This is a genomic window from Solidesulfovibrio carbinolicus (assembly GCF_004135975.1).
Classification (GTDB): Bacteria; Desulfobacterota; Desulfovibrionia; order Desulfovibrionales; family Desulfovibrionaceae; genus Solidesulfovibrio; species Solidesulfovibrio carbinolicus.
On the sequence record NZ_CP026538.1, the window covers coordinates 2,558,356 to 2,584,783 of the forward strand.

The following is a 26,428-nucleotide window of genomic DNA, read 5'->3' on the forward strand; positions in this document are numbered from 1 at the left end:
GTCCGGGGGCCTGAGGCCCCCGGCCCCCCCGATTGGAAAGGGGGAACGAGGGGATGTCGATCTTGCATCGGTTGGCGTGATCGACAGACGGCGAATGCATCATATCATTCGATTTGACCGAAGCATGGGGCTTTCGGCTACCTTGCGGCAAATCGCAAGGAGCGTCCCCCATGCCCACTACCCTTGATTGCCGTGGCCTAGCCTGTCCCGGCCCGGTCCTTCGCTGCAAGGAATGCATCGAATCTGACGCCCCCGATACCCTGGCCGTCACCGTGGACAATGAAGCCGCCCGGGAAAACGTCAGCCGGTTTCTGACCATGCGCGGCTACGCCGTCGCCGTGGCCGAGGCCGGAGGCGGCGTTTTCACCCTGACCGCCACGGCCGGAGCCGCTCCCGTCGCCACGCCCAATGAGTCGCTGTCCGCCAAGGCCGAAACCGGCAGCCGCACTGTCGTTTTCATCACCGCCGACGTCATCGGCCGGGGCGACGACACCCTTGGGGCCAAACTCATGGTTAATTTTGTCGGCACCCTGCCGGAGCTGGGCGAACGCCTGTGGCGCATTGTCCTGGTCAACGGCGGCGTGCGCCTGGCCGTGGCCGGCAGCCCGGTCATCGATAAACTCAAAGCCCTGGAACAGGCCGGCGTGTCCATTCTGGTGTGCGGCACCTGCCTGGACTTTTACGGCATTTTGGACAAGAAAGAGGTCGGCCAGACCACCAACATGCTCGATGTCGTCACAAGTCTCGATCTGGCCGATAAAATTGTGCAAATCTGACGCGCCGTAATCCCTTGGGCCGCCTGCCCGGGGCGGCCCGCTTGCGCGCCGCAAGGCCGCCCATCCTTGGCGAAGCCTCGCCAGCGGGACCGGCACGCGTCAGACTTTCAGGATGTACCCATGTCGGACGCGCCCCTGCCCACGTTTTTTCTGCCGGCCGAACGCCTCGAACAGCCGGCCATTGATGCTATTGCCCGGGATATCGCCCATTCTCCTTCGGCCCTGACCCTGGCGGCCATCCCCTTGGCGGTGGTCATTGTCAACGACACCCGACAGATCGTCTACGCCAACGCCAAATTCCTGGCCTTGGCCAACCAGGATGACGCCTGCCACGTCATCGGCCAACGCATTGGCGAAGCCCTGGGCTGCGAACATGTGGACGACAACATCGGCGGTTGCGGCACCACCCGGTTTTGCCAGTACTGCGGCGCGGCCCAGGCCATCGTCAAAAGCCTTGAAGGCGAATGCGGCACCCAGGAATGCGCCATCAACCGGGTTGCGGCCTCAACGCTGGACGCGCTCAACCTGCAAGTATGGGCCGTGCCCATGGAGATTGAAGGCCACCAGCTGGTGCTCAACTCCGCCCTGGACATTGCCCATGAAAAAGCCCTGCGCGGTTTTGAACGCATCTTTTTCCACGACATCATCAACGCCGTCACCGGCATCAAGGGCATAAGCGACCTGCTGTCCCTGGAACTGCCCAACAACTATCTGCGGGAATTGGAACTGCTGCGCCGCTCCATTGACGATTTGCAAGACATCGTCGATACCCAACGCGACTTTCTGGCTGTCGAGGCCAAGGAATACCGGCAAAACTACACGCGCCTTTATACCATCGACATTCTCAACTACCTGGCCTCCTACTGCCAGTCCTTCAACCACGGCGGCAAACGCCGCATCGACGTCGCGCCCCAGGCCGCAGCGAGGATTTTCTCCTCGGATCTGCGCATCATCCAGCGCATCATGGTCAATATGGTCAAAAACGCCCTTGAAGCGGCCGGCCCCGGGCAATCCGTGACCCTTGGCGCTGAGGAAACCGACCAGTGCGCTGTGCGGCTGTGGGTCGCCAACCCCGGCATGATGCCCGAAGAGGTGCAACTGCGCCTGTTCGAGAAGGGGTTCTCCACCAAGGGCGAAGGCCGTGGGCTTGGGACCTACAGCATGCGCCTTTTTGCCCGCCAGTGCCTGGGCGGCGAGATCAGCTTCACTTCCACGGCCGAGGACGGCACGCGCTTTACCCTCGAACTGCCGGCCTGACGCCATGGACACAACGGATTCGCGCCTCACGCGCATCAACAAGGCCTTGGCCTCGGCCGGCGTGTGCTCCCGGCGTCACGCCGACGACCTCATCGCCGCCGGACGGGTCACGGTCAACGGGGCCGTGGTCACCGAGGCCGGGCTTCGCATCGACCCTGCCCGCGACGCCCTGGCCGTGGACGGCGCGCCGGTCAATCTGGCTGTGGAAATGCCGGTGACCCTGGCGCTGCATAAAAAGCCCGGCGTGGTGACCACGGCCAGCGATCCCGAAGGCCGGCCCACGGTCTTTGACGGCCTGCCCGAGCCCTGGCGCGGCAAGCGCCTGTTTCCGGTGGGGCGGCTGGACTATTTTTCCGAAGGCTTGCTTTTGCTCACCACCGACGGCGAGCTGGCCCTGCGCCTGACCCATCCGCGCTGGCACGTGCCCAAGCGCTATAGGGTCACCGTGCGCGGCCGGGTGACGCCGGACATGCTTGGCATCATGGCCCGGGGCATGCGCCTGGCCGAGGGCGAGCGCCTGGCTCCGGTGGCCGCCCGCCTCGTCGAGGGGCCGGCCCAGGACCGATCGATTCTTGAAATGGAGCTGCATCAAGGCGTCAATCGCCAGATCCGGCGCATGTGCCGTGATTTGGGCCTGACCGTGCTGCGCCTGGCCCGGGTCAGCCAAGGGCCGGTGGCGCTGGGCGACTTGTCGCCGGGGGCCTGCCGCGAACTGGCTCCGACCGAACTGGCCGCCCTGCGCCAATCGGTGGCTTTAGATGCACCTGACGTCGCGTCACCCCCGCCACCGCCCTGGCAGGCAGCCGGGGGCGATACGACGCGCCCGCCGCGTCCGGCCCGTCCTCCCCAGGCCAGCGGCAAACGGCCGGAAACCAAGGCCAGCGGCGGCAAGACCGGGACAGGACCGCGCCGTGACGGCCAGCCTGCGCCGCGCCGCGACCGCCCTGCCCGACGTCGCGGCCAATCTTCGTAATATCCACGCCACGGTTTCGTCGAAGAAGCCTGGCGCCCATCCATCAAAAACCCGCCCGAGCTTCAAGCCCGGGCGGGTTTTTGCGTTATCGGCAACGGCTGAACGCGCCATGGATGGGCCGGCCTCAAGCGTCGGGGAAGCCGGACAGGAAGGCGGCCACGGCCTGCTGGGCCTGCCCTCTGTGGCTGAAGATGGCGGCGTGTTCACCGCCGGCCAGGGCGACCAGCCGCGCCCCGGGGATGCGCTCGGCCAGTTGCTTGCCATGGGCGGCAAAGGGCACATGGGGATCGGCCGTGCCGTGAACGACCAGGGTCGGCACGGCGATGTCCTCCAGGGGATAGTCGCGGCTGCGGGTCACGTCCACGTCGTTGACGGTCCCGGCCAGCCGCTCCCCCAGGCGAGACCGCGTCTGGGCCGAGAGTTCCGCGAAAAGGGCCAAGGCCTCGGGATCGTTCATGACGGCCCGATGCGAGGCCGGATCGCGAAAGCCGCGCTTGACCGCTTGTTCGGGAGAGGCGGCTTTCGGGCGCATGAGCGACCCCAGCCGGGGGAACCGGGCCGCCAGACGCAGTATGTGCCAGGCCAGGGGCAAGCGTTCCGTGATGCGCCCGGAGCAGGTGGAAACCAGCATCAAACCGCGTGTCAGGCGCGGATGGCGAAGCGCCAGATGCAGGGCGCAGGGGCCGCCGCCCGAGACGGTCATGACCGCCGCAGGCCCAACAGCCAGCTGGGTAAGGAGGGCGGCGCACAGGTCGGCCTGGGCTTCGGGCGCCTCCCGGACGCCCAGGGGCGTGCCCAGGTAGCCCGGACGCGATACGGCCAGAACTCGCCAGCCCTCGGGCGCCAGCAACCGGCCCAGGATCGCGCTTTGGTCGAAGCCGCCCATGGCTCCGTGCAGACACAACAGCGGTGGGCCGTCGCCGTAAGCGGCGTACTCCACCGGACCAAGAGACGTCTCAATGCGGCAGGGGGACAATCCGGCGTTCATCGTGGCGTCTCCCCGGCTTCACCCACCCGGCCCAGGCGGCGGATGAGCTCCCGGCCGGTGGCCTCGGGCCGGGCTTCCACCCGCCGGTACTCCCGGCAATCCGGGGTACGGGCCAGCAAGCCGCCGTCGCACAGCATCCGTCGCAACAGCGCGGCGTCGCCAAAGGTGTGGCAGGCCTCCAGGCAGGCGTTGACCGCCTTTTCCGTCATGATCTGCCGGGCTGGCAGGCGCGACCAGAGCAACCACAAGATCACTTGCTGTTCGCTCCACTTGGAGGGCCAGCGCACCAGGCGGCCGGCAGCGTCGAAGTGGCGCAGGAGCCGGCGCAGCCGGGCGTAATCCACGGGCTGCGCCGGTACGGCCGGGGCGGCAGGCGCGTCGAGGCGGGTTTGCGCCTTGGCGTTGGCCCGGAAGTGCTGGAAATTGCGGCAGCCGGCTGCCCGGGCCAGGATGTTGAGCATCTCGACATGGCCGGGCGTGCCCTCGGCGTCGGCGAGGCCGCCGCGCAGGGCCTTGGCCAAGGCGGAAATGTCGTCCACGGAAAAGGGAAAAGACTCTCGTGACATCGCTTATCCTTGCAAGCGTGCCTGTCCGGGAAGGAGGATGTCGGTGGTCGCCGGCTTCCGACGCGGCACGGGATAAGGTGTCGGTGCGGAATGGAGAAACGCGGCAGGTTTAGCTCCCCTTGCGGGGCGGCGACGCCTGGGTGAACTGCCGACCGGTCCGGGGATTACGACAAGCGGCCCGGCCTTGGCAAGCAAAAAACCGCCGCGACCTGTCCGGTCGCGGCGGTTGGCGTGCGTATGCGAGACATCAGCATTCGCCGTAGAAGGACGCCTCCGGCGGCCAGGGCTTTGCCCTGGCCCCACCGGGGGGATCATCCCCCCGGACCCCGGCAAGGTGAATTGCGCACGTCCCTCGTATGGTCGAACTCCGTTTAGAACATGTCCTTTTCGGATTCGCTGATGGTGGCCTCGATGACGTCCTGCAATTCCTTGGGCAAGCCCATGATGTCCACGTTGAGGAAGCCCCGGACGATGGTGGAGGTGGCCTCCTCCTCGTCGAGTCCCCGGGCCATCAGGTATTCGATCTCTTCCTGGGCGATCTTGCCCACCGCCGCCTCATGGGACAACTCCACGCCGTCCACCGAGCCGAGCAGTTCCGGGATGGCGTGGATGACGCCGCCGCCGAGAATAAGCCCCTTGCACTCCAGATGGCCCTTGGCCGGCACGGAATTGCCGCCGATAAATCCGCGGGCGATGATGGTGCCGCCCGAAGCGATGGTGCGGGAGATGATCTCGCCCTTGGTGTCCGGGGCGTTGAGTTCGATGCGGCTGCCGGTGTCCACATGGGAGCCCTTGGGCGCGACGATGACGGAATTAAACCGCGCCACCGCCCCTTGGCCATTCAAACGGATGACCGGGTAGGACTGGAGATCCTTGACGGGCTTAAGCAGCACGTAGTTGTTGATGAAAACGCCCCCCTCTTCCACCGTGCCGCCGGTGCGTGGCCGCACCACCGTGGACTCGGCCCAGTTGTGGATCATGGTGAAGGTGAGCTTGGCGTTCTTGCCGACGAAAATCTCGGTAATGCCCAGGTGGGCCGCGCCCTTGGAGCCGTGGGCCACCGAGCAGCCGGTGATGATGTGCAGTTCGGAATCGTCCTCGACGATGATGACGTTGTGGACGTTCTGGCCGATCATGTCGCCTTTGAGGAACAGGCACGACTGCACCGGCTCGGCCACCTTGGCGCCCTTTTCGGTGCGCACGAAGTAGCCTCCGTGGAGATTCTCGGCCGCCGACCGGGTGAACTCGTCCTTGTCCTTGTCCACCTGGGTCCAGTAATATTGCGGCAGGCCGTCGTACTTGGCCAGAGCGTCCTTGATGTCCAGGACTTCCACGCCCTTTTGCAGGCTTTTGCAATGCACCCGGCCGTGGTCCACCTGAAGATAGGAGCCGGCGCGCTCGCGCTCTTCCACGTCGATGCCGGACATGAGCATCTCGGCCTTGTCGGCGGCGTCGAGAGTGCGCAGATCAGCGATTTCGCCAAGGGTCGAGCCGGAAAACCGGAAATCCTTGAGTTCGATCTTTTCCATGGCATGGCTTCCTTGGGCTCGTGTCGCGGCCACGAAACGCGCCTCGGGCGCTTCGCGGCCAACAAACTAAAACCCTTAATTTTTCTTAAAAAATACTGGCGTATTTTTTAAGGGACGCGACACTAGTTGAGGCAGCGGACGCATTCCTGGTAGCCGTGCTGGCTGATGTGGTCCAGGATGTCGCGGGGGTTGGCCTCGCAGCACAGGTGGCCGTTATACAGCACCTGCCCTCTGTCGGCGTTCAAATATTCGAGGATGTAGCCGGTATGGGTGATGATCAGCCCCGAGACCGGACGCCGCAGCGCCCGCTGCTGCTTCATGCTGGCCCCGGCCCGAGGTTCCAGACCGGCGGTCAGGACTTCGCGCACGGTATGGCCGATGAGCTTCATGTTCTCCAGGTCGACGCCGGATTCCGGCTCGTCGAACAGGAGCAGATAGGGCTTCTGGGCCATGAGCTGGAGCAGTTCCGAGCGTTTGATCTCGCCGCCGGAGAAACCGGCGTTGACGTCGCGCTCCAGGAACTCGTCCATGTTGACCTTGCGGGCCAAGGCGTCCACGTCGATCTCGCCCTGGCGCGAGCACATGCGCACCAGATGGCGGGTCTTTAAACCGTGGATGGTGGGCGGACGCTGAAACGACATGCCCACGCCCAACCGCGCCCGCTCGTAGATGGGGGCGTGGGTGATGTCGTGGCCGCGAAAGAGGATGCGCCCTTTGGTGATTTCGTAGTTGCCAAAGCCCATGAGCGTCATGAGCAAGGTGGTCTTGCCCGAGCCGTTGGGGCCAAACAGGATGAAGGTTTCGTTGTCGGCAATGTGCAGGTTGATGCCGGAAAGCACCTCGCGCTCGCCGATTTTGACGTGCAAGTCTTCGATGCGAAGCATGATTCCCTCGCTTTTTGCGCCTTATTTGGCGTTGCTCCGCCTGGGGTCTACGGAAAAACCCCGGCAAAGTCCACTCATGGAGTCGGAAAGGGTCCAGCCGGTGGACCGAGCGGGGATCAGTGGGCGTCGTAGGCGCGGATGATGGCCGCCAGCTCGTCGCAGTCGTAGGGCTTGGCCAGATAATGGCGCACGCCGTGGCGTTTGAAGAAATCGATGTGCTGGCGCACACCGTAGCCCGTCAACACCACGATGGGAATGGCATTGACAGATTCGTCGGCCATGCGCACCCGGCCGATGAACTCACGGCCGTCGATTTCGGGCAGGCGCATGTCGAGAAGCACCAGATCGAAGCGTTCCCGGATGACCGCTTCCAGGGCGCTTTTGCCGTTGTCGGCCAGGGTGATGCGGTGGCCTTCGTCTTCAAGGGTCTGGCAGGCCAGGGTGGCGTGATTGACGTCGTCTTCGGCAAGCAAAATACGCAACATAAATTGCCGTTCCTCCCTGCTTAGTCGAAGCAGGAAACATGCCGTTTTCGACCATACAACAATCAGCTGAATTCATGAATATTTATGCCAGGCACGATCGTTTTGAGGAGAAAATAATCCTGTTTTACGACAAAACAGGAAAAGCATTTAATCCTTTTTATCAGATTTCCCGTGCCCCAGGCAAGCCCCGTCCCTAAACGCGCCACCATGCCGCTCTGCCGCGCACGCAGCCCGGCGTTTCCTCTACGCCGGCCAAAGCCGTCAAGGCAGCCGCTCAGGCTCGACGTGGAGTGACCGCCCGAGCGCCCACGGCGAAGCCGTAGAAACGGGGAACAAGCTTGGAGAGCGCCTCGGCCACAAGCCACAGTCCGAAAATGACGACAAACCCGCTGCCGAAATAGAAGACCACCTGCTGCGCGTCGCCGACCGGCCGCCAGACGGCCAGAAGCTTCGTTTGCAGCACGGACATGGTCGGCTCATGGGCCAGATAGACGAAAAAGCTGTGCCGGCCCATGCGGGACAGCAGCTTGCTGTCGCGGATCAGGGAAAAGGCCGAGGCCCGCCAAAACGCGGCGATGCCCAGGACCAGGTTGGCCTTGAAGCAAAATTGGCGCACGCCCTCGTCGGTAAAGCCCAGGGGCGTCCAGCAAACCAGCACAACGGTCAGCAGGCCAAAAGCCCAACTCGCCGTCCGCTGCCACCAGGAGACGCCGGCAAGGGGCAACCGGATGCGGGCAGCCAACCCGCCGAGATAGAAGGCGAACATGTCGCCGGCATAGGAATACGGCCCTTCGGACAGGCCGGTCCAGAGGAGAAAAAAGGCGATGAGGCCCACGCCGGGAGCTTCCTTGAAAAAGACCAGAAAGACCGGCGAGACCAGGAAGACGACAAGCAAGTCGCGCAAAAACCACAACGGATAGTTGATGGGCGTGGTGCCAAGGCCAAAAGTCTTGGTGAAAAGTCCTTCGCCGACCAGGAAATTCCACGAGCCCATCATCTCGATGCTGCCGACAAAATAGAACCAGGCGGCCAGGCCGGCGTTAAACAGGATATAGGGCACGAGCACCGAAACGAATTTCTTGCGCAACATGTCGCCGTAGGCGGCCAGGGACAGGTCGAACTTGCGCAGAAACAAAAAGCCGGAGATGGCGAAAAACAGCGGCACGGCCACGAAATCCACATGGCCGTTAAGGACTTCGAGCATCAGCGTGGCCAAGGGGCCAGTCTCGCCGGCAATGCGCACGGTGATGCCGCGCGCGCCGTGGGCCAGGACAATAAGGCCGATGAGAATGATGCGCAGCACCTCGATGCGCTTGGAAACGTCGCGGTCAATGGGGTCATGGACCGGCCCGAGCCTCCAGGCCGGCTTGGCGGATTCGATCACGGGGGTGAACTCCTGGTCGTGCGCCGCGGGACGCGGCGTGGATCAATGGGCGTAGGCGAGCATCTTACGCAGTCGGGCCGGGGTCACGGAATAGCCCTCTTCACGCAGGATGCGCACGAAGCTGTCGATGATGCACTGCGTGGCAAAGTCTTTCTTCGTGATGCTTTGGGAATGCATGATCTCCCGCAGCACGAGATCAATCATGTAGACGCAGTGGGCGATTTCCTTGATATCCTTGTCCGGCATACCATCTCACAGGCGAGTGCGGCCTTGGGAATCAGGCCTCGGCACCGGCAAAAACTCCGCCGAAAGCCTAACCGCCAAGGCATCATTGCCTTTTTCCACCGTGATGGCAACCATGAGACCATCCAGCTCGGCAGGCCGACGATCAAGCGCAAATCCGTCTTTCGCCCTTTCCCAGCCTCAAGCAGAAGGAGCCTGGAAAGCCATGCGCAAGGCGGCGACTGAAGGATCGGCAACAAGCCGATGCACGGAAGGAAAAGGCCGCAAGAGATTACGGGGCTTTGCCGATGGGAGTCCCCGGCCGCCAGGGACCGGCCCCGGCAGCAGCAGGAAACTGGCGTCAAATTTCGGGAACAACACCCTGGCCGGCTACCATGCGGCGAAAACCCGCGCCGTCCACCAACCCCTGGCGGTAGGCCAGGGAAACATACTCCCGGCGGACGCGGTCAATGAGCCGCTCCATATCCTCGACCAGGCCGCGCGCCGCCTCGCTGGCGTCCTCGCGGGCCAGGGCCTCCAGGGCAGCCAAGCTGTCCTGGAGTTCCTTGAGATGAATAGCCAGTTCGCCTTCCAGTCCCTGGACGTTGACCAGATCGTCGATGCGCGACTGCACCAGTTCCGGCAAATACGCCTTGCAGGTGTCCATGTCCTCCCCCCTGACGGCAGGGTAGCCGCCGGTTGCGCCCGTGGATGGCTGGGCGGGTTTGGCACGATGGCATGGCCTATAGCGCAAAGCCGAGGCGGTGTAAAATGCCGGCCGGCGTTCCAGGACGGTCCCTGACGGTCCGTGCCGGCCGTACAAAAAACCGGGCATGTCTGGCGGCTGGCGAAGCACAGGGCATATCCCGCGGATCGGGAGCCAAGCCGGCCACGCAAGCGGCCGCTGGACTAGGTTCGGACGTCCAGTGCCTGAAGATCGGCTTCGATGCGCTCCCTGGCGGCCAAACCGGCCAGCCAGGGCTCGGGCAGCCCGTCCAGGCCCGTTGCCGCGCCGACGAGCATCCCGGCGAGCAGCCCCCGGGCCGCGCTGTCACCGCCGGCCATGACGTTTTGACGCAGGCAGCCGGAGAGATCATAAGGGTAGCGGGCCACGAGATGGATGACGGCGGGCATGGCCTCGTCGATATGGCAGGTCTGGCCCAGGGCGGCGATGGCGTCCACGGTGTCGTCCTCGGCGGTATCAAGGCCGGCGGCCAGCCATTGGCCGATGGGAGCGCTGGCGTAGCCGGCCTCGGCAGCCAGGCGCAGGGCGTCCACCGGGGTCTTGCCGCCCAGCACGGCCCTGGCGGCCCGGGCAAAAAACTCGGCCGCCTCGATGACCCGGGCGTGGTTGTGGGTCATCTTGGCCTGGCTGCGGGCGGCGTCCACCAAGGCGGGCAGATCGTGGGCCAGGGCGAAGACCAGGGGGGCGATGCGGGCCGCCCCGGCCAGGTCGTTGGAATTGGACCCGGAATTGGCCGGACCTTCGCCAAAGTCGAAAATCTTGAGCGTCATACGGGTGGCGCCGTCGATATAGCCGGCGTAGCCGTCAAAGAGCTTTCGCCAGCGAACGGCAAAATCGTCCAGATCAAACCCGCCGCAAGCGGCCAGGGAGTCGAGCAGCGCCAGGGTCTGGTCACCGTAATGGGTCAGTTCGCCGGCCTTTTTGCCGTCGTGATAGCCATCGGCCGGGGGATCGAGATAGCCGGCAACTTGGCCGAACCGGTCGGCCAGGGCCATGGTGTCGTATTCCCAGTGCGGCCCCAGGGCCAACGCGTCGCCCATAAACGATGCCCAAACCATGGCGCGTGCATTGTCAGACATGGCCTCTCCCCCGGGTTTCCCATACCCTACCGCATCGCTCTGAAAGAACCAAGGGCTTTTCCGGCCGGACTTCGGACCTTGCGACAAGGTCACGACAAATCGTCGTCAAGATCAATAATCCCCAAGCGGGCGGCGTAGCGCACGAGTTCGGCCAGATTGGCCAGCCCCAGCTTGCCGCAGATGTTGGCCCGGTGGTTTTCCACGGTCTTTTTGGAAATAAACAGCTCGGCCGCGATGGCGGCCACGGCCCGGCCTTCGGCTAAAAGCCGCAGGATCTGCTGTTCCCGGCGGGTGAGGTTGTCATAGGCAGGATCGCGGGGACCAGTCTTGCGTGCGGCGTATTCGTCCAGGCGCAGAAGTACTTGCGGCGTGATGGCCGCGTCGAGGTAGCGCTCGCCGCGAAGCACGGCCTCAATGGCCGCGACCAGGCTCGTGGCGGCGGAATCCTTGACCACATAGCCCACGGCCCCGGCCCGGAAACAGGCGGCCACCAGATCCAGGCGGGCGTGCATGGTGACCATCACCACCCGGCATTCCGGGGCCAGTCCGGCCACGCGCCCGGCCACGTCCACCCCGCTGCCGCCGGCCAGGCCCACGTCCAGGAGCAGCACGTCCGGGGCGAGATCGCGGGCCAGGGCAACCGCGCCGGCTGCGTCGGACGCCTCGCCGACCACCTCGAACCGGGGGTCGGCGGCCAAAATGGCGGCCAACCCCTGGCGCATCAGGCCGTGGTCGTCGGCAATGGCGATGCGCGTCCGCTTCGTGCTCATGAGCTTTCCTCGGCCAAGGGAATCTCGGCCTTGATGCGGGTGCCGTGGCCCGGCCGGGAGCGGATGGTCAACCGACCGCCGAGCAGGCGCACCCGCTCGCCCATGCTCCAAAGGCCCATGCGCTTTTCGCCCAGCGCCTCGGGCAACCGGGCCTCGGGATCAAAGCCCTGGCCGTCGTCGGCGACCCGCAGCAGCAGCAGCGGGTGGGAGGCGACCAGACGGGCCACGATTCGCGTTCCCCGTCCATGACGGCAGGCGTTGGCCAGGGCTTCCTGGAGCACCCGGTAGATGGCCAGGGAGGTGTCGAAGCCCACGGTCAGGCGCTCCAGGCCGTCAGCGGAAAAATCCACGGCAAGTCCCGTGCGGGCGGCGGTGTCGCGGCACAGCGCGGCGGCGGCCTCGGCCAGCCCCAGCCGGTCCAGGACCGGCGGCAGCAGGTCGCCGGCCAGGTTGCGCAGGCTGGCGATGGCCGCGCCCAACCGGGCCGAGCTGTCGCGCAGGACATCCCCGGAGGCGGCGTCGGGCTGCGGCTCCTTGGCGGCAAGCAGCCGCTCCAGCCCCATGCGGGCCAGGGACAGATGCTGGCCCACGTCGTCGTGGAGTTCCCGGGCGATGCGCTGGCGCTCGGTTTCCTGAGCTTTGATGAGCTCCCGGGAGAGCCGGCGCAGCCGTTCCTCGGCCCGGCGCGAGGCGATGATGCGGCCGAGATGTTCGGCCAGGGCGTCAAGGAGATGGCGTTCCTCGCGCAAAAAGGGCCCCTCATCGGCCGGCGGGCGCTTGTCCAGATAGCCGACCTCGATGCGCCCCACGGTCTCGCCGCCGATAACGATGGCGCTTTCCTGCCGGGCCGCCGGACGCCGCCAGTTGGGCGTGGCAAAAGTCTGGCCGCCAAGGCTTAGGCGCACGCAAGCCGTCTCGGGATACTGCCAAGCCCGGGCGGCCACGAAACACGCCCCGGCCAGGATGCCGGAAAGGGCCAGTTCCTGGCGCTGGGACAGGCGGGTGATCTCGTAGAGGCAGTCGAGTTCCTTGACCCGTTCCCGCAGGGCGGCCAAGGTCTTGGCGTGTTCGGCGGCGTCAGGGGGAGACGTGGCGTTGGCGTGCATGGCTATTTCTGATGAGCGATGTGGCGAACTTGTCTGGCAGGACCTGTCGCGGGCAAGTGCACCCTGCCCGGCATAGCCCTTTCCCTCGGCCTTGTCAGCCCAGCCCCCGCCCTCTCGGGAGCCTCTCCCGGTTTTTCGGGATGTTTTCCCAAAAAACCGAGTCAAAGTCCTGCCAAAAATCGGGACAACATCCGATTTCGCCGAGAGCCGGCCGACATAGGATGCCGCCAAGCCGGTTTGCCGGAAGGAGGTAGGCATGGCGTATCCCGCCCTGACAAACGACGCGGCGCTCTCGCCGCGTCCGTGCGCCCCATTGCCCGAAATGGAGTCCGACAAGCCCCTTGACCAACATCGGGAGCGCACCTGCGCTCCAAGGCGCGCCAACGCTGCGCCGGGGCTGTCCGTGACCCGGCTTGGCCCTGGCCGCTGGCGCATTTCGGCCCGTTTGCCCGAGGCCGGGCAGGAGGATCTCGACATCTACCTGGCTCCGTCCGAGGGCAGCGCCGTACGTCTGCTGGCCCCAGACGACGACGTGTGCCGCGTGAGCGTGGAGGGAACGCTGGGTGAGGCCGGAGCGGCCAATCTCGGCGACTGTCTGCTGGAAGCCCTGGAACGCGGCCCGGCGCGCCTGGACGTGGTCATCGGCCCCACGGTGGCCGAAGCCTCTCTTGGCGTCGCGGCCGTGCTGGAAAGCTTCGGCCGGGTCACGGCCCGACTCGAAGGCCGGCCGGAAATCGCCGTCAACGGGCCGGGACAGGGTTGCGCGGCCATGCGCCAGGCCTTTGACCGGGGCGCGGCCAAGGGTCGCGCCAGCCTCGGGGCGCAAGGAGGACAGCCATGACCGTGCTGGCCTGGTGTCTGCTGGCCGTGGCGGCCTTGGTCATTCTAAGCGGCCTTGGCCGGGGATCGCGTCGCCATCCGGGCCATCTGCCCGGCGATTTCGACTTCGACGGCTACAAGACCCGCGAGATCGTGCAGCGCGGGGTGTTCGACAAGACCAAGTGGATGTAGTTCAGCCGCCTGGGTTGCGCAGCGCCCGTTTCAGGGCAGCCAAGGCCGTGCGGGCATAGGAAAAGTCGTAATACTCCACGGCCAACGCAGCGGACAGGGCGATCTGCTCGTCCGTGGCGATCCCGGCGGCGATGGCCTGACGCAGGGCCGGCAGAGCCTCAGGGCCGACGCCGGCCTTATTTAAACAACGGATGACAGCTGCCAGGGATTGCGACGTCAGCTTCGTGCCAAAAGCCAACACGGCATACTCCATGGCATAATCCGGAAATTGTTCCGGGCGTTTTTTGGCAAAGCCCAGGGCGCAGTACTCCCTGGCGTCAAAGAGCAGTTCATAGCCGAGCAGGCAGCAGTCGTGCAACCGGTCCGTGGACTGGCGCAATTCCTTGATTCGCTTGAGATAAGCCGTCTTGCCCAATCCCAGGCGCACGAGTTTGGCCGTCAGCGCGGCAAGATGGATGAAAAACCGCTCCTGCTCCACAAAGGCCAGCAAGAGATGCAAGGTGGCCCGCAGTCCTGCAAGGGAATCCGAGGCCGCCCCCTTTTCCAGATAATGGACGCCGGCCTCCCGTTGCCCCAGGCGCAGATGCATGACGCCAAGAAGGCGGCAGGCCTCCAAGGCCGCCTCGTCATTGCCCGAACTAACCTCTTCGAGAAGATGGCGGCTGGGAGCGAGGGAGCCGCCAAAGCGCCGGGTCAGGTTGTATCGGGCCAAGGCCTCGCCGGTTTGGGCAACGCGGTCCGGGAGGTTGACCATGACGTGGTCTCGGGCCAAATCATCCAGCACGGCGGCGGCCCGTTGGCGGCTGGTGTGCTTGCGGCGGCACACCTCCTGCCCGTGCGCGGCCACGTCGGCAAAGGCCTCAGGGGCCTGTTGAATTTTTTCCAGGGTCGGCAGCAAATCGTCTGGAGAGTAGCCAAGATAGTGCTCGCCTTCCCGGAAAAAGCGGCCCACGCCGCAGCCGCCCCGCTCGGTCAGAAGCAGGGAACCCGAGGCCAGGGCCTGCAGGAATCGCAGATTGAGACCGGAAAAAAAGTTTTCGTTTAGGACCGCCCGGGAAGCCGCGAAGAGGTCCAACATGGCCGGGCGCGGCACATCCTGGACCAGATGCAAGGGGTACTGTTCCCCAACGTGGCGGATCAAGTTGTTTCGCTTGACGCGCTCGGGCGTCAGCCGTCCGACAAAGGTCAGAAAATGCTCCTTGGCTACCGGCGGCTCCCGGAAATCACCGTCAAAGACGCACAAGGGCAGCCAGGCGGCCTCCACGCCATGGCGACGGAACTTGGCCACCGACGACAGTTGGTCGACGTAGACATGGTCAAACAGCTTGGACAGGGGCAAAAACCAGAACTCGTTGAGCGGACTGTCGATACAGTAGGCCGCCAGCCTGTGGCGGCACTTATGCAAATCCCTGGGCAGCTCCGACCGGCCGAAAAACTCGATCAAAACGACGTCCGGATCAACGCCTAGCGACTCCATCTGTTCGTCAAGCGTCCTGGCGGCATCCAGGGCAAACGGGATCACTTCGCAGCCCATACCGCGAAAGCCCTCAAGTAAAAACCAGCTGCAACACGCGACTTTCACGACTTCACCTGTCCGTCAGGGCCGATTGCGTAGGCGGGGCCAAGGTCGAAGGCCTCCCTGGCCATTCCCCATCTGGCTACGCTCCAAGGAGCTTGAGCATGGTTTCCACCTCCGCCGTGGGCGGTTGGCAGGAACCGGCCCGGCAGACATGGGCGGCGGCCCGGCCGTCCAAGGGGAGCTGGTAACGGGTGAACGGGGCCAGGGCGGCAATGTCCGGCTCGTCGCCGTCGGGGCGCAGCACCACCGCCACCTCGGGCAGGTAGCGCTGAAAGATGGCCCGGGCCAGGGCCTGGGTGTCGGGGCCGGCCGGATCGCCGGCCAGGGTCACTTCCGAGGCCTGGCCGAGCACCTGGGACAGGCCGCACAGGAAAAAGGCGTACCCGGCGGCATGATCGGCCAGACGCGGGGCCATGGCCCGGGCCAGGGCCGTGGCCTGTTCCTTGAAAGCCGGATCGCCGGTCAGGCGGAAAAGGGTCGTCAGCACGAAATAGGCCACGCTGTTGCCGGAGGGCACGGCCGCGTCGAAAAAGATCTTCTGACGCACAAGCAACTGTTCGCCATCGTCCGGGGCGAGAAAATAGCCGCCCTCGTTCGGATCGGCGAAATGCTTAGCCACGGCTTTCATGAGTTCCACGGCCCGGCGCAGATAGGCCGTGTCAAAAACGGTTTGGTAGAGTTCCACCAGTCCCCAGGCCACAAAGACGTAGTCGTCGAGAAGGCCGTCGATGGCCGCCTCGCCGTCTCGCAGGCGGTGGAGCAGCCGGCCGTTTTGCAACGCCAGCCGGGCAAGCAAGGCCTCGGCGGCGGTCACGGCCCGCTCGGCCAGTTCCTCGTCGTCAAAGGCCCGGGCGGCCTTGGCCAGGGCGGCCAGCATGAGCCCGTTGTTGTCGGTGAGCACCTTGTCGTCGCAAAGGGGACGCACGCGTTTTTCCCGCTCGGCCAGAAGAACGTGCCGGCAGGCTTCCAGACGCTCGGCCAGGATTTCGGCCGTGATGCCAAGTTTGGCGGCCGTCTCGTCCAGGGGCCGGGGCAGATGGAGGATGTTGGCGCCGGTGGTTTCGCCGGTCGCTTCGTCGTGGGCGTTGCCCTCCTCGGTCGCGCCCATGGCCGCCATGGCCAGGGCGGCCTCGCCGCCAAGCAGTCGGCGCAGCTCGGCCGCCGACCAGACGTAGAATTTGCCCTCGACGCCTTCGCTGTCGGCGTCCTCGGCGCTGTAGAACAGGCCATCCGGGCTGGTCAGGTCGCGCCGGACGTATTCGAGAATCTCCAGGGCCATGGTTTTGTGCGCGGCGTCGCCCGACGCCTGATAGGCCTCCACACAAGCCATGACGGTCAGGGCTTGGTCGTAGAGCATCTTCTCGAAATGGGGCAAAAACCAGTGCGCGTCGGTGGCGTAGCGGTGCAGGCCAAAGCCCACCTGATCGTAGACGCCGCCCCGGCGCATGGCGGCCAGGGTGCGGCAAGCCATGTCCCGGCACGAAGCGTCGCCGGTGCGGCGGTATTCGCGCAGCAAAAAAAGCAGATTGTGGGGCGAAGGGAATTTGGGCGCGCCGCCGAAGCCGCCGTTTCGGGCATCGAAGATGCCGGCCAACTGCGTTCGGGCAGCATCGAGAACAGCCTCGCCGGGTTCGGCCGAGGCCGCGCCGGCTGCGGCCGCCAGCTGTTCGCGCACGGCGTCCATGATCTGGCCGGCGTTATTGACCACGGCCTGCCGGTTGCCCTTCCAGGACATGTGCACGCGCTGGAGCAGTTCGCGCAGGCCGGTTCGGCCGTAGGCGGATTCCTTGGGGAAATAGGTGCCGGCGAAAAAGGGTTCCTTGTCCGGGGTGAGAAACACGGTCAGCGGCCAGCCGCCCCGACCAGTCAGGGCATGGCACACGCTCATGTAGAGGGCGTCGAGGTCCGGCCGTTCCTCGCGGTCCACCTTGACCGACACCACCACGGCGTTCATGAGGGCCGCGATGTCCTCGTCCTCGAAGGATTCGCGCTCCATGACATGGCACCAATGGCAGGTGGAATAGCCGATGGACAACAGCACGGGCTTGTCCTCGGCCCGGGCCTTGGCAAAGGCTTCCTCGCCCCAGGGGAACCAGTCCACGGGGTTGTGGGCATGTTGCAAGAGGTAAGGGCTTTTCTCTCGGCTCAGCCGGTTGGGGGCGCGATTTTCCATGATACATCTCCTCCCGTGCCGGCAAAATAGCATCGGCCTGCGTTTTTGCAAGGCGCGCCGCGTCGGCTTGCCGCCTCCGGGTTGCCTCCGGCCGGCCGGCGCGGTAATGGCTGCCGTGTTCCCCGAGCCGGAGGCCGCAAACCATGACCCAAAGCGTTTATCTCGACCGCGTCGCCGGGTACGGCGACCCTGAACTGCCGGCCAAGGCGGCCGCCCTGCTTGCGGCCGCCGGTTGTCCGGTCGGACCGGGGCATACGGCGCTGGTCAAGCCCAATCTGGTCGCGCCGCGAAACCCGGCCCTGTCCTGCTCGCATCCGGCCGTGGTCCGGGCCGTGTGCCTGGCCCTTGTCGAACGCGGCGCGCGCGTGGTCGTGGCCGACTCCCCGGCTTTCGGCACCGGGCGCATCGTGGCCAGGCTGGCCGGCTTCGAGGAAGCCCTGGCCGGGCTGCCCGTGACCATCCGCAGTCTGGATCGGCCTCGGCGGCTGGCTCTTTCCGGCGGCGGCCACATCGGCCTGTCGCGCGTGGCCGAGCAGGCCGACCACATCGTCAATCTGGCCCGGCTCAAGTGCCACGACCAGATGGGCATGACCCTTTGCGTCAAAAATTTCTTCGGCTGCGTCTGCGGATTTCGCAAATCCTTGGCCCATCAGACCCTGGGCAAGGACTATGACCGCTTCGCCGCCATGATTCTGGATGTTGTCGCCGCCCTGCCGCCGTCCACCTCGATCCTTGACGGCGTCACGGCCATGCACAAGGCCGGGCCGGTGGGCGGCGAACCCTTCGACCTGGGCCTTCTTGGCGCGAGCGCCAATCCCGTGGCCCTGGACACGGCCATCTATGCCGCCCTGGGGCTTTCACCCCAGCGCATCCCGCTGTGGCGCGCGGCCATGGCGCGAGGGCTTCCCGGAACCGATCCGGCCGAACTCCATTTCCCTGTGCTGTCACCCAACGATTTTCGCTTCGAGGGCTTTGTGGTGAAGCCCGAACTGGCCCCCCTGGCCTTCGAGGCCAAACGCTTCGTGCGCGGCCGGCTCAAAAGCCTGATGATCACCCTGCGGGGCGGTCGTTGACCTATGGCGGCCATGGCGGAGGTCAGGCGTTGCCGCCATGTGGCGGCCGGGCAGGTCCAGGGGGTGGGCTTTCGCCCCTTTGTCTACCGTCTGGCCCAGGAACTGGGGCTCTCGGGCTGGGTGCAAAACACTCCAGAAGGCGTGGTCATCGAGACAGAAGGCCCGGCGGCGGCGGTGGCGGCTTTCGGACGCCGCCTGCCGGCCGAGCTGCCGCCCCTGGCCCGGCTGCTGGCCTTTTCGGCGACCCCTGCCACGCCCACCGGCGAGGCCGGCTTCCGTATCCTTGCCAGCGCCCCGGGCAGCGGCCACGACGTGCTCATAAGCCCCGACGTCGCCACCTGCCCCGATTGCCTGGCCGACATGGCCGACCCCGGCAACCGTCGCCACCGCTATCCCTTCACCAACTGCACCAACTGCGGCCCCCGTTACACCATCACCCGGCGCGTGCCCTACGACCGGGAAACCACCTCCATGGCCTGCTTTCCCCTGTGCCCGGACTGCACCGTCGAGTACGCCCACCCGGGCGACCGGCGCTTCCACGCCCAGCCCAACGCCTGCCCGATCTGCGGCCCGTCCCTGTGGCTGGCCGACGGGACAGGCGTGGTCCTTGAACGCGCAACGGCCGCCGTCGCCGAGCTGGCCGCCCGGCTGGCCGCCGGCCAGATTGCGGCGGTCAAGGGCCTGGGCGGCTTCCATCTGGTTTGCGACGCCGCCAACGTTGACGCCGTGGCCGAGTTGCGCCGACGCAAAGGCCGGCCGAGCAAGGCCCTGGCCGTCATGGTCCCGGACCTGGAAACCGCCGCCCTTCTCGGCGAGGTCGGCCCGACCGCCGCCGAACTCCTTGGCGGCACGGCCCGGCCCATCTGCCTGCTGCCGGCCCGAGCCGGCAGCGCGCTGGCCCCGAACGTCGCCCCGGACGTGGCCGAAATCGGCGTCATGCTCCCCTACACGCCGCTCCATCATATTCTGCTGGCCGATTTCGCCGCCGTTGTCGGCTCCGACCGACCGGCCGCCCTGGTCATGACCTCGGGCAACGCCGGGGGCGATCCCATTTGCCTGGGCAACCGCGAGGCCCTTGCCCGCCTTGCCCCCCTGGCCGACATCTGGCTGCTCCACAACCGCGATATCCTCATTCGCACCGACGATTCCGTGGTCCGCCCCCTGGAAGCGGCCGAGGCCGAGGCGGCCGGCGCGCCGACCCTGTTTTTGCGCCGGGCCAGGGGCTATGTCCCTTCGCCCATCCGGCTTTCCCGCGGCGGCCCGGAGGTGGTAGGCCTTGGCCCCATGCTCAAGGCCACGGTCTGCCTGACCAAGGGCGACCAGGCCTTTGTCAGCCAGCACATCGGCGATCTGGAAAATCTGGCCGCCCTGCGGTTTTACGAGGAAACCCTGGAGCATCTTCTCGGTGTGCTCGGTGTGACGCCCAGGCTGTGCGTGGCCGATCTCCACCCTGACTATCCGAGCACGGCCCTGGCCCTGGAACAGGGCCGCTGGCCGATCCTTCGGCTGCAGCACCACGTGGCCCACATCCACGCCGTGCTGGCCGAGCATCAATGGGACGAACCAGTCCTTGGTCTGGCCCTGGACGGCGTGGGCCTGGGCGAGGACGGCACGCTGTGGGGCGGCGAATGCCTGCTCGTCGATCCAACGAGCCTGACCCACCAGCGCCTGGGCCACTTCGCGCCCATGGCCCTGCCCGGTGGCGACGCGGCCGTGCGCCAGCCCTGGCGCATTGCCCAGGCATGCCTGCACGCTCTGGGGGAAACCGCCGAAGACGGCCTGATCCGGCCCTGGATGGCGGACCATGGCCCGGCTTCGCGCCTGGTCGGGCAGATGCTGGCCAAAAACCTCAACTGTCCAATGACCACCAGCTGCGGCCGGCTCTTTGACGCCGTGGCCGCTGTATCCGGCCTGTGCCTGGAAACGACCTATGAGGGTCAGGCGGCGATCCTGCTGGAGCGCGCCCAGGACATGGCCGAGAACAGGCCCTACCATTGCCCGCTCCTGGCCGACCGGACGCCGGCCGTCCTCGACACGCTCACCCTTTTTGCCCAGGCCGCGACCGACGCGGCCCAAGGCGTGGCGGCCGGAGGCATCGCCCGGCGTTTTCACCTGGGACTTGTGGCCGGGCTGACGCGGCTGGCGACGGCCATGGCCCGGGAGACGGGCATTCGCGCCGTGGCCCTGGGCGGCGGCGTCATGCAGAACCGAACCCTGGCCTTGCGTCTTCCCGAGGCGCTTCGGGACGTCGGTCTGCAACCTCTGGTGCATCGACGTATGCCGGCCAATGACGGTTGCGTCAGTCTGGGCCAAGCGGCCTTTGGCTTAAGGCAGTTGCGGGCTAACAATTAGCAAAATAAATAATTTTACATCCTTTCATCAGATTAAATTATAGATCATTTTGGTATAAATAATTGACAACAAGAGTCTTGCCGGGTAGGCACAGCCGCGTGCCTGAATGGCCGAGATTCCTCTTACCTCCATTCAGGGGGTTGTCCCGTCAAGACTGCAGCCGGGGTATTGCCGCGAGCCCGCAAGACGCGCTGACTGCCCAAAAAGGTTAAAAAAAATATAAAGATAGAAGGTGCAGTATACTCTTGTCATGACTGACGGGCAACAGCCAGGGAAACAGCGTCACCACAGGCCACACTCTCAAAAATATACAACAGCGAATAACGTCAGTCAGTATTCAGTACGATTCTGCTACGTTGCCGCCAAGTCCTTGACAGCCTCTTGCAATAAGCCTATTTTTTTAAAAAACACCTGCGCATTATGAAAAGCAAATAGCATATTACATTAACCTCTGTCAAAATAGTTCGCATTGCATACAAACTTTGAAACAACATAAGAGTATTACCGTTTCTATCGAACTGTTTTCGGTTTTAAACTTTACAAAAACACTTTAAGGCAAGATCAGCGTTCGAATCTTGCAATTTGGGTATCCCCGTGCAGTTCATAAAGGGTGCCTCTTTTTACTCTATCGCAATGGAGGCGAGATGGATAACGAGAAAACGCTTCAGGACATGATAAATCGCTTTGACGAGGCCTTTGATCGCATTAAGAAAGCGACAGGCATGCGCACTCAGGTGGAAATCGCCAAGATGCTGGACATCCGCCAATCCAGCATTTCCGATGCGAAAAGACGTCAATCCATTCCAGACAGCTGGTTGATAAAGCTGTACCAGATATACAATCTCAATCCAAACTGGATATTGGACGGCGAAATGCCGCAGTTCCTGGGTGAACAGCGTGGCGGGGCTTTCCCCGTCAAGGAACCTGCCGAAGCCTATGGCCGCAAAGCCAAGCATCATCAGATGCCGGTCTATTCCATGGCCCCGGACAACACGGATCAACCCGGCGTCTGGCAAGAACGACCCGTGGAATTCTTAAGTGTCCCTGAACAGCTGCATCGCCAGGGCTTGCTGGTTGTCCGCATGGATGAAAACGACATGGAACCTGTCATTCAGCGCGGCGCGTATGTCGGTATCGATAAGGACAAAAAAACCGTGCGCTCCGGCGCGCTTTACGCCCTGGACATGCCCGTTGAAGGCTTGATCATCAAGAAAGTGCTTCATGACGCAGAAAATGCCCGCCTTGTGTTGCGTTCCGAAAACCCCAAATTCACCGACCAGATGTTGCCGGCTGATAACGCCGCCGAACGTATCGTTGGTCGGGTCATCTGGGTAATGCAGGCCGTCTGACCCTCCCTTGTAAAAGGCTGCGAGAACGGGTGACAACAGCTTTGTCGCCAAGTCGTTTGCTGAGGACATGCAGATGTCTCTGAATGGAACAAGACGCCAGTCCGATCTCCATACGAAGCCAAGCCAAGCAGTTCATCGTGGCTTGCCGAGAGGCCGCATGCCAGGGTAGCGTTGGTGCCGCAGCAGCGATGTAAAATCGCTCAAACGCGGCCCGGCACGCTTGCCGACTGTTACAAGAAAAGGCGCACGCCGCTTCAGGCGTAGCGCCTTTTTTACATCCCCGCTTTTCCAGTGCGCCGCAAGCCCCTGCGACCAGCCATTGACGGCCGCCCCACGGACATGTAAATTTCCCGGCAACTTATGAACTACTTTTTATTATAGATTAATGTTTACGCCAACCCTTTAGGAGGTTGCGTGAAGCCGGACAATTTCGAGGACGCCTACGCCAGAATTCAGGCCGCCACCAAGGCCAAAACACAAACGGAGATTGCCGCTATTTTGGGCATCAAGCAGTCCAGCATCTCCGACGCCAAAAAAAAGAACACCATTCCGGACGGCTGGCTGGTCACCCTTTACAGGATGTTCTTTCTCGAACCGGACTGGATACTGTACGGGCAGCTCCCGGCCGTGCGCCGGGAAAGCGGCGGGGCCGCCGATTGCGTCAGGGAAACCGCCGTGGCCTATGTTGCGCCCCCAAGCCGCGTCACGGTCTACGCCATGAGTCCCACCGATACCCAGACCCAGGCCTGGATTCGCGAACCTCTGGAAACCCTTCCCTTGTTTGAAGCCTTGCGCCGGCCAAATCTTCTCGTGGTGCGCATGGACAACGCCAGCATGGAGCCGACTGTGCGCCGCGGCGCCTACATCGGCATCGACTGCGACGATTTGCGTCTGCGCAGCGGGGAAATCTACGCCCTGGACATCCCGGGCGAAGGCCTGGTCATCAAACGCGTCAACCGCGATCTGGAAAACCAGCGCCTGGAGCTTAGCGCGGACAACCCGCTCCACAAGTCCTTAAGCCTCCCCCTGGACAACCCCGGCCTGACCTCCATCGGCAAGGCCGCCTGGGTCATTCAGGAACTCTAGCCCCTCCAACACCCCTTGTGCGCGCCTATGCCGCGCGCACTTTCGGGCGACCAATTTCAATTATTTGCCAATATATTAATTTACAAACAGGTATAGACGTCGTATCCCTCAATGATCCGTGCCGGGTTCGTACCGGCAAGAGTCATGCAGGAAAAAGCCCAATGCCTAAGTCGTTGCCAGACCGCCTATCGCCCCGGACCAATCTCTCCCGCCACATTGCGGTCTACGCCATGAACAGCCTGGACCCCAAGACCGGGGCCTGGACGCCAACCGCCATCGCTTCCATAGAAATTGCTGAGACGCTCTTCCGGCCGCACCTGCTGGTCGTGCAAATGGAGGACGACGGCATGGAACCCGTGATCCGGCGACAGGCCTATGTCGGCCTGGACCGCGACGACGTCACGGCGCGAAGCGGCGAGATTTACGCCTTGGATATTTCTGGGGAAGGTTTGGTCATCAAACGGCTGGAACCGGATATTGCCGGAAAGCGGCTGCGGCTTGTTTCCGCGTCGTCCCGCCATGCCGAGCGGTTTTTGGCCCAGGGCGGCCCCGACTACCTGGTCATCGGCCGGGTCGTCTGGGTCATCCAGGACCTTTAGCGGCCCGACTACCCGCCCGGCTACTCCCGATCATAGCGCTTGGCCGAGGGATCGAAGCAGAACTGGCAGCCCGGCGGCAAAAGCCACCGCACCAGAGCCAGTCCGGCGGCAAAGCCGCCCACATGGGCCCAGAAGGCCACCGCCGCCGCCTGCCCTTCAACCGCCGTGCCGGCCAACCCCGACAAGAGCTGCACGAGAAACCATACGCCCAGAAACACCACCGCCGGCAGGTCCACGATCCAGGGTATGACGATGATGGGAATAAGCGTCGTCACACGCGCCTTGGGAAACAGCCGGAAATACCCGCCCATGACCCCGGCGATGGCCCCGGACGCGCCAATGACCGGCACGGGCGCGCTCCAGTTGAAGGCCACGTGCACCGCCGCCGCCGCCACGCCGCACAGGATATAGAAGAGCAGAAAACGCAGCGATCCCAGCGCTTCCTCCACGTTGTCGGCAAATATCCACAGCACCCACATGTTGAGCAGGTAATGCAGCCACCCTCCGTGCAGAAACATGTAGGTGAGAAACGACAGCCAGCCGCCCTCGGGATAGCCCACGTGGGCGGCGTAGCTCGGATGGGTGAAGCGGGCCGGGACCACACCGTGGATGTGCACGAATTCAAACAGCACGCGATCAGCCAGGAGCTGCTGGTAGAGAAACACCACCGTACACAGGCCAATGAGCGTCCAGGTGACCAGGGGCGGCTTGGTGCTCGGCACGTTGTCTCGAAGGGGAATCACGGCGCGTCCTCGTCCTCCGCCCGGGACGGAGCGTAGCCGGCGGCCACGAGCGTAGCCAGCCGGTTCCGGGCGTCCTGGCGGCGCAGGCCCGCCAATCCGACCAAAAGCCTCCGGGCGGCCCCGGCTAAGTCCTCGGGCGTGCCGGCGTTGTCCACCACGAACCGGCACTTGGCCAGCTTGCGATCCTGCGGCCACTGCCAGCCATCCATGCGGGCCACAAGCTCCTCGGACCAGCCCCGCTTCTCGGCCAGCCGGGCCAGACGCACGGCCGGGTCGCAGCGCACCCCAACGACCAAGTCCACGACCTCGCCCGGCAGCCAGCCGGCTTCAAACAACAGCGGCACTTCGGCGAAGACCGCCCGGGCGGCGGCATGGGCGGCCAAAAAGCCCACCAGCTCGCCCTTGACCAGGGGATGCACCAGATCGCACACCTCGCGCCGGAAACGATCGCTGGCTTCCATGCGCGACAGCAGCCAGGCCTTGTCCACGGCCCCGTCGGCCGCCTGGGCCTCGGGGCCGAAGCGCCGGGCCAGCATGTCCGCGCCGTGGCCGCCGGGAGCGTACAGGGCGGTCACGGCTGCGTCGGCGGAAAAGGTCGGATGGCCGGCCTCGGCGAAATGGGCCAAAAGCGACGACTTGCCGCAGCCCGGCATCCCGACCAGCCCCACCCGCTGGCAGCGCCGGCCGAGCATGAGCAGGAGTCGCCAGAAATCGGCCGGCGGCGGCTGGCAAAAAGACAATTCCTCGTCCGTGCCCGGATGGCTGAAGGACAGCTTCCAGGCGTGGAGCATCTGGCGTTTGGCCAGCCGGGCCATGGCCCCGCCGCGCCGGGTCCAGTCCGAGTGCTGGCGCGCGCCGTACACCGCGTCGCCGACAATGGGATGGCCCATGGCGGCCAGATGGACGCGGATCTGATGGGTGCGGCCGGTGGCGATGGCCACTTCAAGCAGGCTGGCCGTACCGTCGGGCGCGGTCCAGGTCAGTTTCCAGATACTCTTGGCCTCGCGCCCGCCCTTGGCCACCACGGCCATTTTGGTGGGATGCTTGGGATCGCGGCCGATGGGCAATTCGATGACCCCGTCGGACCGCTCCGGACGGCCATGGACCAGGGCCAGATAGGTCTTGGCCACGCGCCGCTCGGCGAAATCAGCGGCCAGGGCCAACCGGGCCGATTCGGTCAAGGCGACCAGGAGCAAACCGGAGGTGTCCTTGTCCAGGCGGTGGACGATGCCCGGCCGGTCGCCGGCCATGGCCCGCATGTCCGGGAAATGGTGCAGCAGCCGGTTGACCAGGGTGCCTTCCGGCTGGCTCGGGGCCGGATGGATGGTCAGCCCGGCCGGTTTGTTGAGCACCAGCACGTCCCCGTCCAGATAGAGCAACTTGAGGTCGCCGTCCTCGGCCTTGGCTTCGCTTGGCGTCTCGGGCAGGCGCAGGGTCAACGCCTCGCCGCCCCGCAGCTTGAGGCCCGGTTTGCGGCAGATTTCCCCATCGACCAGGGCCAGCCCGGCCTCGATGGCGGCCCGGACCTTGGCCCGGGAAATGTCTTCGACCGCCAGCCTGGCGCTCCAGAAAGCGTCCAAACGGGTTCCGGCGGCATCCACAACGGCCGTATAGGCCCCTTCCTCGATCAGTATGGCTTCGTTTTCGGTCATGGTTCCCTGATACAGGCGGTCCGGCGAAAAGTCGAACAGGACCGGGG

The 26,428-nt window shown here is 64.7% G+C and carries 26 protein-coding genes; 11 read left to right on the forward strand and 15 right to left on the reverse strand.

All coding sequences use genetic code 11. From position 1 onward, the window contains the following. Positions 1–170 precede the first annotated feature (170 nt). The 3 genes from yedF (at position 171) to C3Y92_RS11485 (ending at position 3,006) form a co-directional block, all read left to right on the forward strand. A complete protein-coding gene (yedF, locus tag C3Y92_RS11475) occupies positions 171–776 on the forward strand; it encodes a sulfurtransferase-like selenium metabolism protein YedF (protein WP_129352648.1) in 606 nt (201 codons plus the stop codon). Positions 777–896: 120 nt separating this feature from the next. Continuing rightward, entirely contained in the window at positions 897–2,033 is a 1,137-nt protein-coding gene (locus tag C3Y92_RS11480; RefSeq protein WP_129352650.1) for a sensor histidine kinase, read from the forward strand. Positions 2,034–2,037: 4 nt separating this feature from the next. Then, on the forward strand, positions 2,038–3,006 hold the full coding sequence (locus C3Y92_RS11485; RefSeq protein ID WP_129352652.1) for a pseudouridine synthase: 969 nt from the start codon (positions 2,038–2,040) through the stop codon (positions 3,004–3,006). Between the two features lie 124 nt (positions 3,007–3,130). On the opposite strand, the gene C3Y92_RS11490 is transcribed toward C3Y92_RS11485, so the two are convergent. The 5 genes from C3Y92_RS11490 to C3Y92_RS11510 form a co-directional block, all read right to left on the reverse strand. After that, a complete protein-coding gene (locus C3Y92_RS11490) occupies positions 3,131–3,994 on the reverse strand; it encodes an alpha/beta fold hydrolase (RefSeq protein ID WP_129352654.1) in 864 nt (287 codons plus the stop codon). Beyond that, positions 3,991–4,560, reverse strand: coding sequence for a DUF2087 domain-containing protein (locus C3Y92_RS11495; RefSeq protein ID WP_129352656.1), 570 nt, complete (start codon positions 4,558–4,560; stop codon positions 3,991–3,993). The genes C3Y92_RS11490 and C3Y92_RS11495 overlap by 4 nt, the downstream gene beginning before the upstream one ends. Before the next feature lie 371 nt (positions 4,561–4,931). Next, complete coding sequence (locus C3Y92_RS11500; protein ID WP_043600540.1) at positions 4,932–6,089, reverse strand: SufB/SufD family protein; 1,158 nt, start codon at positions 6,087–6,089, stop codon at positions 4,932–4,934. Between the two features lie 122 nt (positions 6,090–6,211). Continuing rightward, a complete protein-coding gene (locus tag C3Y92_RS11505; RefSeq protein WP_129352658.1) occupies positions 6,212–6,973 on the reverse strand; it encodes an ABC transporter ATP-binding protein in 762 nt (253 codons plus the stop codon). A gap of 116 nt (positions 6,974–7,089) precedes the next feature. Continuing rightward, a complete protein-coding gene (locus tag C3Y92_RS11510; protein WP_129352660.1) occupies positions 7,090–7,458 on the reverse strand; it encodes a response regulator in 369 nt (122 codons plus the stop codon). 38 nt (positions 7,459–7,496) lie between these two features. Between C3Y92_RS11510 and C3Y92_RS21155 the strand changes: the two genes are divergently transcribed. Then, the gene (locus C3Y92_RS21155) at positions 7,497–7,655 is read left to right on the forward strand and encodes a hypothetical protein (RefSeq protein WP_165352107.1); all 159 of its coding nucleotides are present in this window, start codon (positions 7,497–7,499) and stop codon (positions 7,653–7,655) included. Positions 7,656–7,732: 77 nt separating this feature from the next. On the opposite strand, the gene C3Y92_RS11515 is transcribed toward C3Y92_RS21155, so the two are convergent. From C3Y92_RS11515 to C3Y92_RS11540, 6 genes are all read right to left on the reverse strand, one after another. Next, positions 7,733–8,842, reverse strand: a complete 1,110-nt coding sequence (locus C3Y92_RS11515; protein ID WP_129352662.1) for an acyltransferase family protein — start codon at positions 8,840–8,842, stop codon at positions 7,733–7,735. Positions 8,843–8,884: 42 nt separating this feature from the next. Beyond that, entirely contained in the window at positions 8,885–9,088 is a 204-nt protein-coding gene (locus C3Y92_RS11520) for a hypothetical protein (protein WP_015861018.1), read from the reverse strand. Positions 9,089–9,425: 337 nt separating this feature from the next. Beyond that, positions 9,426–9,731 (reverse strand): hypothetical protein, encoded by a 306-nt coding sequence (locus tag C3Y92_RS11525; RefSeq protein WP_129352664.1) that lies wholly within the window; start codon positions 9,729–9,731, stop codon positions 9,426–9,428. A gap of 242 nt (positions 9,732–9,973) precedes the next feature. Continuing rightward, positions 9,974–10,888 carry an ADP-ribosylglycohydrolase family protein gene (locus C3Y92_RS11530; protein ID WP_129352666.1) on the reverse strand — a complete coding sequence of 305 codons (915 nt, stop codon included), beginning with the start codon at positions 10,886–10,888 and terminating at the stop codon, positions 9,974–9,976. Positions 10,889–10,977: 89 nt separating this feature from the next. Further along, on the reverse strand, positions 10,978–11,658 hold the full coding sequence (locus C3Y92_RS11535; protein WP_129352668.1) for a response regulator: 681 nt from the start codon (positions 11,656–11,658) through the stop codon (positions 10,978–10,980). Continuing rightward, positions 11,655–12,764, reverse strand: a complete 1,110-nt coding sequence (locus tag C3Y92_RS11540) for a sensor histidine kinase (protein WP_129352670.1) — start codon at positions 12,762–12,764, stop codon at positions 11,655–11,657. Before C3Y92_RS11540 ends, C3Y92_RS11535 begins: the two co-directional genes overlap by 4 nt. A 256-nt stretch (positions 12,765–13,020) precedes the next feature. Here C3Y92_RS11540 and C3Y92_RS11545 point away from each other — a divergent pair, with 256 nt between their 5' ends. Together C3Y92_RS11545 and C3Y92_RS21160 are read left to right on the forward strand one after the other, a co-directional pair. Then, complete coding sequence (locus C3Y92_RS11545; protein WP_129352672.1) at positions 13,021–13,605, forward strand: hypothetical protein; 585 nt, start codon at positions 13,021–13,023, stop codon at positions 13,603–13,605. Then, entirely contained in the window at positions 13,602–13,775 is a 174-nt protein-coding gene (locus C3Y92_RS21160; RefSeq protein WP_015861024.1) for a hypothetical protein, read from the forward strand. Before C3Y92_RS11545 ends, C3Y92_RS21160 begins: the two co-directional genes overlap by 4 nt. A 1-nt stretch (position 13,776) precedes the next feature. Here C3Y92_RS21160 and C3Y92_RS11550 read toward each other — a convergent pair whose 3' ends face one another. Both C3Y92_RS11550 and C3Y92_RS11555 read right to left on the reverse strand, forming a co-directional pair. Further along, entirely contained in the window at positions 13,777–15,357 is a 1,581-nt protein-coding gene (locus C3Y92_RS11550) for a glycosyltransferase family protein (protein ID WP_235669469.1), read from the reverse strand. 76 nt (positions 15,358–15,433) lie between these two features. Next, a complete protein-coding gene (locus C3Y92_RS11555) occupies positions 15,434–17,527 on the reverse strand; it encodes a thioredoxin domain-containing protein (protein ID WP_129352674.1) in 2,094 nt (697 codons plus the stop codon). A 143-nt stretch (positions 17,528–17,670) separates the two neighbouring features. On the opposite strand from C3Y92_RS11555, the gene C3Y92_RS11560 reads away from it, so the two are divergent. From C3Y92_RS11560 to C3Y92_RS11580, 5 genes are all read left to right on the forward strand, one after another. Then, entirely contained in the window at positions 17,671–18,600 is a 930-nt protein-coding gene (locus C3Y92_RS11560; RefSeq protein ID WP_129352676.1) for a DUF362 domain-containing protein, read from the forward strand. A gap of 12 nt (positions 18,601–18,612) precedes the next feature. After that, complete coding sequence (gene hypF / locus C3Y92_RS11565) at positions 18,613–20,952, forward strand: carbamoyltransferase HypF (RefSeq protein WP_129352678.1); 2,340 nt, start codon at positions 18,613–18,615, stop codon at positions 20,950–20,952. A gap of 644 nt (positions 20,953–21,596) precedes the next feature. Then, positions 21,597–22,301: a LexA family transcriptional regulator gene (locus C3Y92_RS11570; RefSeq protein ID WP_129352680.1), complete on the forward strand. Its 705-nt coding sequence runs from the start codon at positions 21,597–21,599 to the stop codon at positions 22,299–22,301. A 414-nt stretch (positions 22,302–22,715) separates the two neighbouring features. Continuing rightward, positions 22,716–23,387 (forward strand): LexA family transcriptional regulator, encoded by a 672-nt coding sequence (locus tag C3Y92_RS11575; protein ID WP_129352682.1) that lies wholly within the window; start codon positions 22,716–22,718, stop codon positions 23,385–23,387. A 161-nt stretch (positions 23,388–23,548) separates the two neighbouring features. Continuing rightward, complete coding sequence (locus C3Y92_RS11580) at positions 23,549–23,986, forward strand: S24 family peptidase (RefSeq protein ID WP_129352684.1); 438 nt, start codon at positions 23,549–23,551, stop codon at positions 23,984–23,986. Positions 23,987–24,006: 20 nt separating this feature from the next. On the opposite strand, the gene C3Y92_RS11585 is transcribed toward C3Y92_RS11580, so the two are convergent. After that, positions 24,007–24,729, reverse strand: coding sequence for a rhomboid family intramembrane serine protease (locus C3Y92_RS11585; protein ID WP_129352686.1), 723 nt, complete (start codon positions 24,727–24,729; stop codon positions 24,007–24,009). After that, positions 24,726–26,381, reverse strand: a complete 1,656-nt coding sequence (gene coaE / locus C3Y92_RS11590; protein WP_129352688.1) for a dephospho-CoA kinase — start codon at positions 26,379–26,381, stop codon at positions 24,726–24,728. The genes C3Y92_RS11585 and coaE overlap by 4 nt, the downstream gene beginning before the upstream one ends. Positions 26,382–26,428 lie beyond the last annotated feature (47 nt).

Bases quoted from the DNA above. Each gene is read 5' to 3' on its own strand.
- C3Y92_RS21160 (WP_015861024.1), top strand. From the start codon at position 13,602: ATGACCGTGCTGGCCTGGTGTCTGCTGGCCGTGGCGGCCTTGGTCATT.
- C3Y92_RS11510 (WP_129352660.1), bottom strand. From the start codon at position 7,458: ATGTTGCGTATTTTGCTTGCCGAAGACGACGTCAATCACGCCACCCTG.
- C3Y92_RS11535 (WP_129352668.1), bottom strand. From the start codon at position 11,658: ATGAGCACGAAGCGGACGCGCATCGCCATTGCCGACGACCACGGCCTG.
- yedF (WP_129352648.1), top strand. From the start codon at position 171: ATGCCCACTACCCTTGATTGCCGTGGCCTAGCCTGTCCCGGCCCGGTC.
- C3Y92_RS11495 (WP_129352656.1), bottom strand. From the start codon at position 4,560: ATGTCACGAGAGTCTTTTCCCTTTTCCGTGGACGACATTTCCGCCTTG.
- C3Y92_RS11485 (WP_129352652.1), top strand. From the start codon at position 2,038: ATGGACACAACGGATTCGCGCCTCACGCGCATCAACAAGGCCTTGGCC.
- C3Y92_RS11545 (WP_129352672.1), top strand. From the start codon at position 13,021: ATGGCGTATCCCGCCCTGACAAACGACGCGGCGCTCTCGCCGCGTCCG.
- C3Y92_RS11570 (WP_129352680.1), top strand. From the start codon at position 21,597: ATGGATAACGAGAAAACGCTTCAGGACATGATAAATCGCTTTGACGAG.
- C3Y92_RS11520 (WP_015861018.1), bottom strand. From the start codon at position 9,088: ATGCCGGACAAGGATATCAAGGAAATCGCCCACTGCGTCTACATGATT.
- hypF (WP_129352678.1), top strand. From the start codon at position 18,613: ATGGCGGAGGTCAGGCGTTGCCGCCATGTGGCGGCCGGGCAGGTCCAG.
- C3Y92_RS11560 (WP_129352676.1), top strand. From the start codon at position 17,671: ATGACCCAAAGCGTTTATCTCGACCGCGTCGCCGGGTACGGCGACCCT.
- C3Y92_RS11500 (WP_043600540.1), bottom strand. From the start codon at position 6,089: ATGGAAAAGATCGAACTCAAGGATTTCCGGTTTTCCGGCTCGACCCTT.
- C3Y92_RS11580 (WP_129352684.1), top strand. From the start codon at position 23,549: ATGCCTAAGTCGTTGCCAGACCGCCTATCGCCCCGGACCAATCTCTCC.
- C3Y92_RS11490 (WP_129352654.1), bottom strand. From the start codon at position 3,994: ATGAACGCCGGATTGTCCCCCTGCCGCATTGAGACGTCTCTTGGTCCG.
- C3Y92_RS11505 (WP_129352658.1), bottom strand. From the start codon at position 6,973: ATGCTTCGCATCGAAGACTTGCACGTCAAAATCGGCGAGCGCGAGGTG.
- C3Y92_RS11480 (WP_129352650.1), top strand. From the start codon at position 897: ATGTCGGACGCGCCCCTGCCCACGTTTTTTCTGCCGGCCGAACGCCTC.
- C3Y92_RS21155 (WP_165352107.1), top strand. From the start codon at position 7,497: ATGCCGTTTTCGACCATACAACAATCAGCTGAATTCATGAATATTTAT.
- C3Y92_RS11555 (WP_129352674.1), bottom strand. From the start codon at position 17,527: ATGGAAAATCGCGCCCCCAACCGGCTGAGCCGAGAGAAAAGCCCTTAC.
- C3Y92_RS11540 (WP_129352670.1), bottom strand. From the start codon at position 12,764: ATGCACGCCAACGCCACGTCTCCCCCTGACGCCGCCGAACACGCCAAG.
- C3Y92_RS11525 (WP_129352664.1), bottom strand. From the start codon at position 9,731: ATGGACACCTGCAAGGCGTATTTGCCGGAACTGGTGCAGTCGCGCATC.
- coaE (WP_129352688.1), bottom strand. From the start codon at position 26,381: ATGACCGAAAACGAAGCCATACTGATCGAGGAAGGGGCCTATACGGCC.
- C3Y92_RS11530 (WP_129352666.1), bottom strand. From the start codon at position 10,888: ATGTCTGACAATGCACGCGCCATGGTTTGGGCATCGTTTATGGGCGAC.